The 12,708-nt window shown below is 75.8% G+C and carries 14 protein-coding genes and 1 riboswitch; of the genes, 10 read left to right on the top strand and 4 right to left on the bottom strand.

Going from position 1 to position 12,708, the window contains the following annotated elements:
• Nucleotides 1–134: 134 nt before the first annotated feature.
• The 4 genes from ACFWEK_RS11105 to ACFWEK_RS11090 all read left to right on the top strand — a co-directional run bounded on the left by ACFWEK_RS11105 (nucleotide 135) and on the right by ACFWEK_RS11090 (nucleotide 3,850).
• Nucleotides 135–1,397: an AGE family epimerase/isomerase gene (locus ACFWEK_RS11105; RefSeq protein WP_430554082.1), complete on the top strand. Its 1,263-nt coding sequence runs from the start codon at nucleotides 135–137 to the stop codon at nucleotides 1,395–1,397.
• Complete coding sequence (locus tag ACFWEK_RS11100; protein WP_430545905.1) at nucleotides 1,394–1,849, top strand: RrF2 family transcriptional regulator; 456 nt, start codon at nucleotides 1,394–1,396, stop codon at nucleotides 1,847–1,849. Before ACFWEK_RS11105 ends, ACFWEK_RS11100 begins: the two co-directional genes overlap by 4 nt.
• A 140-nt stretch (nucleotides 1,850–1,989) precedes the next feature.
• On the top strand, nucleotides 1,990–2,916 hold the full coding sequence (locus tag ACFWEK_RS11095) for a sulfite exporter TauE/SafE family protein (protein WP_430545906.1): 927 nt from the start codon (nucleotides 1,990–1,992) through the stop codon (nucleotides 2,914–2,916).
• 154 nt (nucleotides 2,917–3,070) lie between these two features.
• On the top strand, nucleotides 3,071–3,850 hold the full coding sequence (locus ACFWEK_RS11090) for a PAS domain-containing protein (protein WP_430545907.1): 780 nt from the start codon (nucleotides 3,071–3,073) through the stop codon (nucleotides 3,848–3,850).
• Nucleotides 3,851–3,881: 31 nt separating this feature from the next.
• On the opposite strand, the gene ACFWEK_RS11085 is transcribed toward ACFWEK_RS11090, so the two are convergent.
• Complete coding sequence (locus ACFWEK_RS11085; RefSeq protein ID WP_429766307.1) at nucleotides 3,882–4,148, bottom strand: DUF4235 domain-containing protein; 267 nt, start codon at nucleotides 4,146–4,148, stop codon at nucleotides 3,882–3,884.
• Between the two features lie 159 nt (nucleotides 4,149–4,307).
• A riboswitch (TPP riboswitch) is annotated at nucleotides 4,308–4,412 on the top strand.
• A gap of 71 nt (nucleotides 4,413–4,483) precedes the next feature.
• On the opposite strand from ACFWEK_RS11085, the gene ACFWEK_RS11080 reads away from it, so the two are divergent.
• Genes ACFWEK_RS11080 through ACFWEK_RS11065 form a run of 4 tightly spaced genes read left to right on the top strand, consistent with a single transcriptional unit; the run spans nucleotide 4,484 to nucleotide 8,598 of the window.
• A complete protein-coding gene (locus ACFWEK_RS11080; RefSeq protein ID WP_430554081.1) occupies nucleotides 4,484–5,557 on the top strand; it encodes a thiamine ABC transporter substrate binding subunit in 1,074 nt (357 codons plus the stop codon).
• A gap of 8 nt (nucleotides 5,558–5,565) precedes the next feature.
• Nucleotides 5,566–7,335 carry an ABC transporter permease gene (locus tag ACFWEK_RS11075; RefSeq protein WP_430554080.1) on the top strand — a complete coding sequence of 590 codons (1,770 nt, stop codon included), beginning with the start codon at nucleotides 5,566–5,568 and terminating at the stop codon, nucleotides 7,333–7,335.
• The gene (locus tag ACFWEK_RS11070) at nucleotides 7,335–8,168 is read left to right on the top strand and encodes an ABC transporter ATP-binding protein (RefSeq protein WP_430545910.1); all 834 of its coding nucleotides are present in this window, start codon (nucleotides 7,335–7,337) and stop codon (nucleotides 8,166–8,168) included. The genes ACFWEK_RS11075 and ACFWEK_RS11070 overlap by 1 nt, the downstream gene beginning before the upstream one ends.
• Complete coding sequence (locus ACFWEK_RS11065; protein ID WP_430554079.1) at nucleotides 8,155–8,598, top strand: hypothetical protein; 444 nt, start codon at nucleotides 8,155–8,157, stop codon at nucleotides 8,596–8,598. The genes ACFWEK_RS11070 and ACFWEK_RS11065 overlap by 14 nt, the downstream gene beginning before the upstream one ends.
• Nucleotides 8,599–8,601: 3 nt before the next feature.
• On the opposite strand, the gene ACFWEK_RS11060 is transcribed toward ACFWEK_RS11065, so the two are convergent.
• Entirely contained in the window at nucleotides 8,602–9,306 is a 705-nt protein-coding gene (locus tag ACFWEK_RS11060; protein WP_430554078.1) for a response regulator, read from the bottom strand.
• A complete protein-coding gene (locus tag ACFWEK_RS11055; protein WP_430554077.1) occupies nucleotides 9,303–10,550 on the bottom strand; it encodes a sensor histidine kinase in 1,248 nt (415 codons plus the stop codon). The genes ACFWEK_RS11060 and ACFWEK_RS11055 overlap by 4 nt, the downstream gene beginning before the upstream one ends.
• Before the next feature lie 164 nt (nucleotides 10,551–10,714).
• Between ACFWEK_RS11055 and ACFWEK_RS11050 the strand changes: the two genes are divergently transcribed.
• On the top strand, nucleotides 10,715–11,185 hold the full coding sequence (locus ACFWEK_RS11050; protein WP_430554076.1) for a DUF6069 family protein: 471 nt from the start codon (nucleotides 10,715–10,717) through the stop codon (nucleotides 11,183–11,185).
• Here ACFWEK_RS11050 and ACFWEK_RS11045 read toward each other — a convergent pair.
• The gene (locus ACFWEK_RS11045; RefSeq protein WP_430554075.1) at nucleotides 11,148–12,287 is read right to left on the bottom strand and encodes a PrsW family intramembrane metalloprotease; all 1,140 of its coding nucleotides are present in this window, start codon (nucleotides 12,285–12,287) and stop codon (nucleotides 11,148–11,150) included. The two genes, ACFWEK_RS11050 and ACFWEK_RS11045, sit on opposite strands and share 38 nt — an antisense overlap.
• A gap of 97 nt (nucleotides 12,288–12,384) precedes the next feature.
• Between ACFWEK_RS11045 and ACFWEK_RS11040 the strand changes: the two genes are divergently transcribed.
• A partial coding sequence (locus ACFWEK_RS11040; RefSeq protein WP_430554074.1) for a dihydrofolate reductase family protein occupies nucleotides 12,385–12,708 on the top strand: 324 nt, incomplete at its 3' end.

The raw sequence follows: 12,708 nt of genomic DNA, 5'->3' as shown, positions 1-12,708 counted from the left end.
TACTGCCCTCGCGAGGGGGTGGGAGAGTAGGACGCCGCCGGACACCCATTCACGAAAGGCCCACCCCACCCCGGGGTGGGCCTTTCGCATACCCGTAACACCCCACGGCGCCGTCGTGCCGATAGGCTCGTCGGGTGACTGGAGCACCGCACCTTCCCGCCACCGGACCGACGTCGTCGTGGCGCGCCCAACACTTCGTGAGCCTGCTGGACTTCGCGCGGCCGTCCCTGGGAGGGGACGGGACCGCCGGGTGGCTCGACGACGCGGGGGTGGTCGACCCGGCGCAACCGGCTCACCTGTGGATCACCTGCCGGATGACGCACTCCTACGGGCTCGGACATCTCCTGGGGGTCGAGGGCGCAGGTGCGCTGCTGGACCGGGGGATCGCCGGCCTGTCGCGCGCGCTGGCGGACGCCGACGACGGCGGTTGGCTGGCCTCCCGGGGGCCGGGCGACGCGCTCGACGGGACCAAGCAGGCGTACGGTCATGCTTTCGTCGTGCTGGCCGGTTCGACCGGGACCGTGGCGCGCGTACCCGGTGCCGTGACGCTCCTCGAGGCGGGACTGTCGGTGCTCGACCGACGGTTCTGGGAGGCCGACCACCAGCTGCACCTCGACGAGCGGTCGCGCGACTGGGGCACGGTCGACCCGTACCGCGGGGTCAACGCGAACATGCACTCCGTCGAGGCGCTCCTTGCCGCGCACGACGCCACGGGGGAGAGCCGCTGGCTCGATCGGGCGGCGGTCGTGGCCGACCGCGTGATCGGCTGGGCTGCGGACAACGGCTGGCGGATCCCGGAGCACTTCGACACGGAGTGGCGGCCGCAGCTCGAGTACAACGCCGACCGTCCGCACGACCCGTTCAAGCCCTACGGGGCCACGCCGGGCCATGGACTGGAGTGGGCGCGGCTGCTCCTGCAGGTGGACGTCGCCGGGGGGACGCAGGGCCGGCGTACCGACGCAGCACGGCACCTGTTCGATCGCGCCGTGGCCGACGGGTGGGACGGGCCGGCGGGCGGCTTCGTGTACACGACGGACTGGGACGGGACCCCGGTGGAGGCGCGCCGCTTCCACTGGGTGGCGGCCGAGGCGGCCGCGGCCGCCGACGTCCTGCACCGCACGACCGGCGAGGCGCGCTACGCCGAGCTCGCCGACGGGTGGTGGGCGTGGATCGACACCCACCTGGTGGACCACGAGCGGGGCTCCTGGTTCCACGAGCTCGACACGGACAACCGCCCCTCGGGCCGGACCTGGGTCGGCAAGCCCGACATCTACCACGCCGCCCAGGCCGTGATCCTGCCCGACCTGCCCCTCACCGGGTCGTTCGCGGCGTCCGCCCGGGAGGCCGGGCCGCTGCTGGCCGGCACGCGACTGGGCGCCGCGGTCACGACGTCATGAGGATCTCCGCGAAGGCCGACTACGCGGTGCGGGCGGCCGCAGAGCTCGCCGCGTCCGGCGAGGGCCCCGTCCCGGCCGAGGCCCTCGCCCGCGCGCAGCAGGTGCCCCACCGCTTCCTCGAGGCGATCCTCAGCGACCTGCGGCGCGAGGGCATCGTCGCGAGCCGTCGCGGCGCGGGTGGCGGGTACGTGCTGGCCCGCCCCGCCGACAAGGTCACCGTCGCCGACGTCGTGCGCGCCGTGGACGGGCCACTGGTGTTCGTGCGCGACGCGCGGCCCTCGGACCTGGAGTACACGGGCGCGGCGGCGTCGCTGCTGCACGTGTGGGTGGCGCTGCGCGTGAACGTGCGGGCCGTGCTGGAGCAGGTGACCCTGGCGGACCTCGCGGCCGGGACGATCCCCGACGTCGTGCGCCGGCTCACGGAGCAGGAATCGGCGTGGATCAACCCGTGAGCCCCGCTCCCGCGGCCTGACGGGCGCCCGTCTCAGCATGCAGACATTTTCTTGAGACCGTTGAATCCGATAGAGCCGATCGGGTAACTTCACTGCAGACGCGGCGGACCCGCTGCCGCGCCGAAACGGAGGGAACCCCCGTGCGGACTCTCGTCCTCCTTGCCCTCGTGGGCCTCGGTGCGCAGCTCGTCGACGGCAGCCTGGGCATGGCCTACGGCGTCACCTCGACCACCCTGCTGCTCGCGATCGGCACCAACCCCGCGGCCGCGTCGGCGACCGTCCACCTCGCCGAGGTCGGGACGACGCTGGCGTCCGGTGCGTCGCACTGGCGGTTCGGGAACGTGGACTGGAAGGTCGTCACCAAGATCGGCATCCCCGGTGCGGTCGGCGCGTTCGCCGGCGCGACCTTCCTCTCGTGGCTGTCGACCGAGATCGCCAAGCCGCTGATGTCGATCCTGCTGCTGGGGCTGGGCCTGTACGTGCTGCTGCGCTTCACGCTCCGCGGGCTGCGCACGGACCGCCTCGGGCAGCCGCTCCGCAAGCGGTTCCTCACCCCGCTCGGCCTGGTCGCCGGGTTCATGGACGCCACGGGCGGCGGCGGCTGGGGGCCGGTGGGCACGCCCGCCATCCTGGCGAGCGGCCGCATGGAGCCCCGCAAGGTGATCGGCTCGATCGACACCAGCGAGTTCTTCGTGGCCGTCGCCGCGAGCCTCGGCTTCCTCTTCGGCCTCGGGACCGCGGGCATCAACCCGACCTGGGCCCTGGCGCTGCTCATCGGCGGCCTGATCGCCGCGCCGATCGCCGCATGGCTCGTCCGCCTGGTGCCGCCGCGCGTCCTCGGATCCGCCGTCGGCGGGATCATCGTGCTCACCAACGTCCGCACCCTGCTGAGCCTCGACGAGTTCCCCGTGAGCGACGGCGTGCGGGGTCTCGTCCTCGGGCTCATCGCGGTCGGCTGGGCCGCCGCCGTCACCTACTCGTTCCGCGAGCACCGCAAGGCGGTCGCGGCGGAGCGGGCCGAGGCGGCGGGCGAGCACCCCGAGGCCGCTGCGACGACGGTCGCCTGACGCCTGCCCCGGCACGGCCGGGGCCACCGACGACACCACCGCCACCGCACGTCACCCGCCGTGCGGTGGCGGTGTCGTGCCGTCCCGGTACCGTGGTGAGGCCAGGAGAACTGCGCGCCGGACCCAGCTGCACGGCACTGGGGGGTGAGCCTCGATGTCCAGCACGCCCAACGACACACCGCGCCGCGAGCTCGTCGCTCTCGCGGAGCTGCTGGGCGCCGGGAGCCAGCTGCTCGTCGGCCGGTACCGCGTCGACGTCGCCACGGGGGAGTGGTGGTGGTCGGACGAGGTCTTCCGGATCTTCGGTCGTGAGCCGGGCAAGATCGCGCCGGGACCGGAGGTGCTGCGCGCCCACCTGCACCCCGACGACCGCGAGCGGCTCTCCCGGACGGCGGTGGTCGCGCTCGGCACCGGGCGGCCGTTCTCGGGGGCGCACCGCGTCGTGGACGACCACGGGCGCACCCATACCGTCGTCGTGACCGGACAGGGGAGGCACGGGGCCGACGGCGCGTCGTCGCAGATCGTCGGCTACGTCATCGACGCGAGCCCGGTCGTGCGGGACGCGCTGGAGCGCGAGGCGCACCGGGCCGTGTCCCGAGCGTTCGTCGCGGCCGCGGCCGCCGAGCAGGCCAAGGGCGCCATCATGGCGGTGTGCGGCGTGGACGAGTCGGTCGCCACCGAGGTGCTCGCGGACGCCGGCGCGCAGGTCGGGATCTCCGCCCAGTCGGCGGGGGAGCAGGTGATGAAGGGGCTCGCGCGGCCCGTCGGGGACCGCGACGCCGCGCTCACGGCGGCGGAGGTGGTGCGGTCCGCCCCGCCGGCCCAGGACGCGGCGGACCGGCTCAGCCAGGCGCTCGCCACCGTGCGGCCGGTGGACCGGCCGCACGGTCACGACGCGCAGCTCGCCCGCCGGCGTCCGCGCGCGAGCCACTGACCCGCAGGGCGGGCTCGTCAGGAGCGCGGGATCAGCGGCCGGGCACGAACCGGGCCGCTGCGCGCACGGCGCCCTTGCGGGCGAGGCGCTTCGCGAGCACCGCGACTCCGCCCGAGACCGCCGCGAAGGTGACGGCCTGGATGATCGAGATCTCGTCGTCGTCCACGTTGGTGGGCGCCACGCTGCCCGTCGTCTTCTCCCAGACCACCCCGATCAGCTTCTGCGCGACCCATCCGGCGGCGATCGTCAGCACCACCGTGCCGACCTTCACGCCCAGCGGCTGCTCGGTGTCCGTCACGTGCTCTCCCTCGGTAGGTCCCGGCGCGGCCGCGGCATGACCGCGCGTCGTCTCGCGTGCGTCCGCGGCCGCCGGACGGCGTCACGGCACGTCAGGCACGTCACACCCCGAGGTCGAGGACTGCACCACGGTAGCGCGGCGTCGACGGGTAGGCTCGTGGTGATACGACAGGGGAGCGCCCACCGGCGCTGAGAGTGCGGACCGCCGCAGACCCTCGAACCTGATCCGGTTAGCACCGGTGGAGGAAGTCGGGAATCTCGTTCCCTGCGGACGGCCGCACCACGACGGTGCCGGGTGCCCGCAGGACCCCCTTCTCGCACCTTGAGGAGGACAGCATGAAGCTGACGACCACGGCCCGGACCACGGCGGCCGCCGCGGGCGTCGTCGCCCTGCTGCCGCTGCTGGCGGCGTGCGGCGGGGCGGCCCCGGACGACGCGAGCGGGGCGGCGTCGAGCACGGTCACGCTCGTGACCCACGACTCGTTCGCCGTCTCCGACGACGTCCTGGCCGCGTTCGAGAAGGAGTCCGGTCTCACCGTCGAGCAGGTGGCCCCGGGCGACGCGGGCACGCTGGTGAACCAGCTCGTGCTCACCAAGGACGCGCCGCTGGGCGACGTCGTGTTCGGCGTGGACAACACGTACGCGTCGCGGGCCGTCGACGCCGGGGTCTTCGAGGAGTACCAGCCGGCCGACCTCGCCCCGGGGGTCGCGGCCTACGCGCCCGACGACCTGGCGGGCACGCTGACGCCCGTCGACGTGGGCGACGTGTGCATGAACCTCGACGACGGCTGGTTCGCGAAGAACGGCGTCACGCCCCCGACGACGCTCGAGGACCTCGCGAAGCCGGACTACGCGGACCTCACCGTCGTGACCAACCCGGCGACGTCGTCCCCCGGCCTCGCGTTCCTGCTCGCGACGATCGGCGCCTTTGGCACGGACGGCTGGGAGGCCTACTGGGCCGACCTGCGCGACAACGGCCTCAAGGTGGCAGAGAGCTGGGAGGACGCGTACTACGTGGACTTCTCCGGCGCCGGGGAGGGCGGGCAGCGACCGATCGCGCTGTCGTACGCGACGTCGCCCGCGTTCACCGTGAGCGACGACGGGAAGACCTCCGCCACGAGCGCGATGCTCGACACCTGCTTCCGGCAGGTCGAGTACGCGGGGGTGCTGTCCGGCGCCGAGAACCCCGAGGGCGCCAAGAAGCTCGTGGACTTCCTGACGAGCGCCGAGTTCCAGGCCGACGTGCCCGGCCAGATGTACATGTACCCCGCCGACCCGGACGTGGAGCTGCCCGCCGACTGGCAGCAGTTCGCGCCCCTGGCCGACGAGCCGTTCGAGGTGGCGCCCGCGGACGTCGCCGCGCACCGCGACGAGTGGATCGAGCAGTGGACGGCGACGGTCGTCGGCTGACGCGCCCCGTGCCCCGCGCCTCCCGCAGCACCGCCCGCCCGGCAGTCCGGGCGGCGCGGTCGCGCGCCGAACGGCGGCGCGGAGACCGGTGGGGCGCGTGGCTCGGCTGGGGCGCCGCCGTCGCGCTCCCGCTGGGCTTCCTCGCGGTCTTCTTCGCGTGGCCGGTGGTGTCGCTCGTCCTGCAGGGGTTCTTCACCGAGACCGCGGCGGGCCGGGAGCTCGACCTGTCCGGCTTCGCCGAGGTGCTGTCCCAGGGGCGCACGTGGCGGATCGTCGGGCAGACGCTCGCCCAGGCGCTCACCGGCACGCTGCTGTCGGTGCTGCTGGGGCTGCCCGGAGCCTACGTGCTCTACCGGTGCCGGTTCCCCGGGCGCACTCTGGTGCGGGGCTTGGTGACGGTGCCGTTCGTGCTGCCCAGCGTCGTCGTCGGGGTCGCCTTCCGCGCGCTCTTCGCGCCCGGCGGGCCGCTCGGCTGGGCGCACCTGGAGGAGAGCTTCGCCGGCATCGTGCTGGCGCTGGTGTTCTTCAACTACGCGGTGGTGGTGCGGACCGTCGGCGGCATGTGGGAGCGGCTCGACCCGCGCGCCGAGCAGGCCGCCCGTGCGCTCGGCGCGACGCCCTGGCGCGCGTTCCGCACCGTGACGCTGCCCGCGCTCGGCCCGGCGATCGCGTCGGCCGCCGCGGTGGTGTTCCTCTTCTGCGCGACGGCGTTCGGCGTCGTCCTCGTCCTCGGTGGCCTGCGCTACGGCACGATCGAGACGGAGATCTGGACGCGCACCACCCAGTTCCTCGACCTGCGCTCGGCGGCGGTGCTGTCGGTGCTGCAGCTCGTCGTGGTGGCCGGCGCGCTGCTGGTCAGCTCCCGCGCCCGGGCGCGCCGGGAGCGGGCCCTGCACCTCACGAGCGACAGCGTGTCCGCGCACCGGCTGCGGCTGCGCGCGGGCGCCGACGGCACGGACGTCGTGCCGGCGCTCGTCACCCTCGTCGTGGTCGCCGGGCTGCTCGTGCTGCCCATGGCGGGGCTCGTCACGCGGTCGCTGCGGGCCCCCGACGGCTCCTGGGGCCTCGACAACTACGCGGCCCTCGGCACCACCGGCGGGCGCAACGCCCTGACCGTCACGGTCTGGGAGGCGCTGGGCAACTCGCTGCGCACCGCCGCGTGGGCCGCGCTGATCGCCGTCGTCGTGGGCGGCCTCGTGGCGCTCGTCGTGTCGCGTCGCCCGCGGCGCGCGGGCCTGCGGCGCGCCGTCGGGGTGCTCGACGCCGCGTTCATGCTGCCCCTGGGCGTCTCCGCCGTGACGGTGGGCTTCGGCTTCCTCATCACGCTGGACGAGCCGCTCGGGCTCGACGTCGACCTGCGCACCTCCGGCGCGCTCGTCCCGATCGCCCAGGCCGTCGTCGCGATCCCGCTCGTGGTGCGCACGATGCTGCCTGTGCTGCGCGCCATCGACCCGCGGCTGCGCGAGGCGGCCGCCACGCTGGGCGCGCCGCCGGGGCGGGTGCTGCGGACCGTCGACGGCCCGCTGGGCGCGCGGTCGCTGGGGCTGGCGATCGGGTTCGCGTTCGCGGTCTCGCTCGGCGAGTTCGGCGCGACGTCGTTCCTCGCCCGCCCGGACACGGCCACGCTGCCTGTGGTGATCTACCGGCTGATCGGGCGGCCCGGGGCCGAGAACTACGGGATGGCGCTCGCGGCGTCCGTGGTGCTGGCCGTGCTCACCGCGACCGTCATGATGGTGGCCGAGCGCCTGCGCGGCGACCGGCCGGGAGGAGAGTTCTGATGGAGCAGGGCCAGACGACGGGGCTCGCCGTGCGCGACGCCGTCGTGCGGTACGGCGCCACGCGCCGCCGACCGGGGTCGGTCGCGGTCGACGGGGTGTCGCTCGACGTCGCCGCCGGCGAGATCGTCGCGCTGCTCGGCCCGAGCGGCTGCGGCAAGTCGTCGCTGCTGCGCGCCGTCGCCGGGCTGGAGCCGCTCTCGGGCGGCGCCGTGGCGTTCGACGGCGCGGACCTCGCGGGGGTGCCCGTGCACCGCCGGAACTTCGGCCTGCTCTTCCAGGACGGCCAGCTCTTCCCGCACCGGGACGTCGGCCGCAACGTGGCCTACGGGCTCGAGACGCAGGGCGTGCCCCGCGCGGAGCGGGCCGCGCGCGTCGCGGAGCTGCTCGCCGACGTCGGCCTGGCCGGCTATGCGGGCCGGTCGGTCGCGACGCTGTCCGGCGGGGAGAAGCAGCGCGTCGCGCTCGCCCGGGCCCTCGCGCCCCGCCCGCGGCTGCTGCTGCTCGACGAGCCGCTGTCCGCCCTCGACCGTCGCCTGCGCGAGCGGCTCGCCGTCGACGTCCGCGACACCCTCAAGGCCACCGGCACCACCGCCGTCTTCGTCACGCACGACCACGACGAGGCGTTCACCGTCGCCGACCGCGTCGCCGTCATGGACGCCGGGCGGCTGCTCCAGGTGGACGCCCCCGGCGTGCTGCTGCGGGCGCCCGCGACCCCGCGCGTCGCGGAGTTCCTGGGGCTGTCCGCGGACGGCGTCGACGACACGGACACCTCGGAGACCACGGGTGCAAGGACCGCGGCCGTGACGACATCAACGGGGCATGACGTGGTCTGACGGCCGGAGCCGGCGGCTCCTCGCGGCGGCGTGCGGCGTGGCGTGCGTCGTGCTGCCGGCCGCGTGCGGCGCGGACGAGGGCAAGGCCGTCTTCGACGCCCGGGAGCCGCTCCCGTCGTGCGGGGACGTGACCACGCGGCCCGACCTGGACGTCGAGGAGCCGAGCGCCGCGCTCGCCGAGGCGTACGCGTGCCTCGACGCCGCGGCGGCGGGCGAGGGGGCGGAGCTGGTCGTGCGGTCCCTGACGGTCGAGGGCGACCCGATCGTCGAGTACTGGCGCACCGGACCCGGCATCGACGGGCTCGAGATCTACACCGACGGTACGCAGGACACGTTCGGCGATCAGGTCTGGTCCCACCAGACCTGCCCCGAGACCGAGACCGTGACCGAGCCGCTCGGCTGTCAGGAGCGGGCGGTCGTGGAGGGCTGAGCCCTACGCCTCGCCGGCGTCGTGCACGAGCAGGGCGACCTGCGTGCGGTTCTCCAGCCCGAGCTTGTCGAGCACGCTCGACACGTGCGCCTTCACGGTCGGGACGCTGAGGTACAGCCGGGCCGCGATGTCGGCGTTCGACGCGCCGCGGCCCAGCTCGACGGCGACGTCGCGCTCGCGTGCGGTGAGCGCGTCCAGGGCGGCGCGGGCGCGGTCCCGCGACCCGTCCGAGCCGGCGACGGCGGCCATGAGCCGCCGCGCGACGTCGGGCGCCAGCACCGGCTCCCCCGCGGCGGCCGCGTGGACGGCGGCGGCGATGCGCGCGGGCGGCATGTCCTTGAGCAGGTAGCCCGCGGCCCCGGCGCGCAGCGCCCCGCCCACCTCCTCGGCGGTGTCGAACGTGGTGAGCACGACGACGGCCGGCGGCGACGGGCGGGCGCGCACCCGCCGGGTGGCCGCGATGCCGTCCACGCCCGGCATGCGCAGGTCCATGAGGACGACGTCGGCCGGGTGCGCGTCCAGCACGCCGGAGACGTCCGCGCCGTCGGCCGCCTCCGCGACGACCCGCATCCCGTGCGCGCCGTCCAGCATGAGGCGCAGGCCGGCGCGCACCAGCGCGTCGTCGTCGACCAGCACGATCCGCACGGGAGCGGTCTCGGCCGCGGGCCCGTCCACGGGGAGCGGGCCTGGCCCGGGCGTCGTCGTCACGCGTCCCACGGTAGCCAGGCCTCCACCGCGAAGCCGCGCGACGCGACCGAGCCCGCGCCGGTGTCCGGGCCGGCGGCCAGCGTGCCGCCCAGCAGCGTGGCCCGCTCGCGCAGCCCGACCAGCCCCGTGCCCGTGCCCACCCCGTCCGGGGCGACGGCGCCGGGCGCCGCGCCGTCGTCGACCACCCGCACCCGGACCTCGCCCGGGGCGGTCGCGACGGTCACCCGCACGGCCGCGCCCGGCGCGTGCCGGCGCGCGTTGGTCAGCGACTCCTGCACGACCCGGAACACGGCGGTCGCGACCGTGGCCGGCGGGACGTCGGCGCCCGTGCGCTCGTACGTCACGTCGGCCCCGGCGGCGCGGGAGTCGTCGACGAGCCGGCGCACGTCGTCGAGGCCGGGCACGGGGCCGAGGTCGTCCGGGCCGGCGCGGAGCAGGCGGATGACCTGTCGCAGGTCCTCGAGCGCGTCGCTCACGCCCGCGCGGACCCGCCCCGCGGCGGCGGCGAGCGCGGCCGGGTCGGCGTCGGGGCGGTACTCCATCGCGCCCGCGGTGGCGGCCAGGAGCGAGAGGCGGTGCGCGAGGGTGTCGTGCATCTCGCGGGCGATCCGGGTGCGCTCGGCCGTGCGCGCCTCCGCGACCCGCCGCTCCTGCTCGGCCTCGGCGCGGCGCGCGCGGTCGCGCAGGGACCACAGCACGAGGGACCGCTCGCGGCCGTACGCGCCCCAGCCGAAGAGCGCGGCGTGGACCGCGACGTCGCACAGGAGCCACCAGCCCAGCGGAAGGCCCACCGGACGCCACAGCGCCTGGACCGCGTGCCCCAGGATCCCCGCCCCCGCGACCCACGCGGCCGTGCGGACCGGGTACCAGCGAGCCACCTGCAGCGTGCCCACGGTCGCCGCGGGCGTCGCCGCCCCCGACACGGCGGCCAGGGCCGCGAGCGCGAGCGCGGCGGGCACGCTGCGGCGCGTCATCAGGAACGGGACGAGGGCGAGGGCCACCAGCGCGACGGCGACGTCGGCGGCGCCGGGCACCTGCGGCGTCGTGCCGACGAGAGAGGCGTCCGGTGCGGCGGTCACGACAGCCGCCGTCGCGGCGGCGGTGAGGACGGCGACGAGCCCCCAGGCGGTCGCGAGGACCCCGCGCGGCACGGGCGGGGGGCCCTGGGCGGGCGGCGGGCCCGGGACGCCGGCCGGCCGGGGGCCGACGGCGGCGGGTTGCGGGGTGGTGCCGGTGGACGTCATGACCGGGACGCTACGGCGGGCCGTCGCGCCGCGACACCGACGAAAGTCGGGGGCGCGCCCGACCGGCGACCGGGCGACGACCGACCGCGGCAGGGCGCGCGGGAGGTCCGCCGCGCGGGAACGTCGTCGTGCCGGCAGGGTGCCGGCGCCGAGGAGGGGACGACATGGACACCACGACGAACAGGACGGGCGGGACGCAGGGCCGCACGCCGGGCGGACCGGAGGGGCCCTCGTGGCGCGACCGGGCGTGGTGGAACCGTCCGCGGACGGTCGTGGTGGGTGCGGTGCTCACGGGGGCGGTGGTCTTCCTGGCCGGCACGCTGGCCGGCGTGGACCCGCAGGTCCGGGCCGGGTCGGGCACCCTCGAGGTCACGATCTCCCTGGTGATCGCCACGAGCCTCACGGCGGCACTGGGCGGCTGGGGCGTCCGCGCCCTCCTGCTGCGCCGCCCGGGCGGCGGCCGCACGACGTGGCTGGTGCTGAGCGGCGCCGTCCTGCTGGTGTCCCTGCTGGGCCCGCTGGGTGCCGCGAACGCCGGCGCGACGGTGCTGCTCCTGCTGGAGCACCTCGCCGTCGGCGGCGTGATCATGCTGGGCCTCAGCGGGGCCGAGCCCCGGGGCGCCAGAGCGGCGTGACGACGTCCCGGGCCGCGAGCATGAGCGCGAGCAGGGGGCCGCGCTGCCGCTCGAACGCGGCCCGGTCCACCAGCCCGCGGTCGAGGCGGCGGTGCAGCATCGCCAGCTCGGTCGCGGCCTGCTGGTAGTCCCGCATCGCGCGGGCCGGGCCGGGGCCGCCCGCGGCACGCACCTGGGCTCGGGCCCGGCGGCGACGCTTCAGCGACGTGAGCATCACGACGTCCGGCAGGGCGACGACGCCCAGCGGGCCGTACTGCGGCAGGTGCTGCCCGATGAGCGCCACGATGCGCGCGCGGTCGTGGCGCACGACGACGAGCAGCCCGACGACGACCCCCAGGCCCAGCAGGTACACCGCGACGACGGCCTCGACGCCGAGCGACGCGGCGCCGTTCCACAGCGCGTGGTACGTCATCGCGCCGAGCAGGCCGACGAGCACGGGCCACACCCGGGCCCAGCCGCGCGGGGCGAGCGCGGCCGTCGCGATCCCCAGGCCGGTGAGGGACGTGCACAGCGGATGGATCAGCGGCGACAGGAGGCCGCGGGCCACGAACGTCGCGGCCAGACCCTCCGGGCCGGCCACCGTGTAGTAGTGGATGTTCTCGATCGTGGCGAAGCCGAGGCCCACCATCGAGCCGTAGATGATGCCGTCGGTCGGGCCGTTGAGCTCGTGCCGGCGGAACCAGAGCATGCCGACGAGGACCAGCGCCTTGAGGGTCTCCTCGACGACGGGCGCGGTGAGCACCGCCGTCGCGACGAAGCCCTCCTCCTGGCCGAGCAGCGGCGTCCACAGCAGGGTGAGCCCGGCGGTGTTGATCCCCATCGCGACCAGCACGGACACGCCCGCGCCCCACAGGAACGCGAGCACCAGGGCGTCCGGCGGCTCCGGCTCGAGGCGGTCGAGGGCGAGCACGCCCGCCAGCAGCAGCGGGAGGGGCAGGACGGCGAGGAACAGTCCCTCGAGGAACGTCGGGCCCTCCGCGGACGTCACCACCAGCGCGGCGAGCAGGCACGCGGACGACACCGCGATCGCGACGATGACGCCCACCGACGGGCGACGCGTGGGGCGCCCGTCGAGGATCGCGCGAGGGTCCAGGGCCGGCATGGGCCCTGATCCTAGGTGCGACGGGGCTCCGCCACCGCGATGATCTCCCCAGCGGACCAGGTCGACCCCGCCGTCCGCCCGTCCCGGAGGAGCCCTCATGGCCACGGTCGTGTCCACCCTGTTCATCTCGCTCGACGGCGTCGCGGAGATCGACCCCGCCTGGCACTTCCCCTACTTCGACGACCACATGGCCCGCGCCGTCGACGAGGACTACCGCGACACCGACGTCCTGCTGATCGGCCGCGTCACCTACGACAGCTTCGCCGGCGCGTGGCCCGGTCGGGAGGAGGCGGGCGAGGAGGACGCGGCGTTCGCCCGGCGGCTGGGGGACATGCGCAAGGTGGTCGTGACCCGCTCGACGCACGACCTCGGCTGGCGCCACGTCGAGCGCCTCGACGGCGACCTGCCGGCCGCCGTCGAG

The sequence above is a fragment of the Isoptericola sp. NPDC060257 genome (genome assembly GCF_042726645.1).
In the GTDB taxonomy this organism is placed as follows: Bacteria; Actinomycetota; Actinomycetes; order Actinomycetales; family Cellulomonadaceae; genus Isoptericola; species Isoptericola nanjingensis.
The sequence above is the reverse complement of the archived record's forward strand: the minus strand, read 5'-3'. Positions and strand labels throughout refer to the sequence as shown.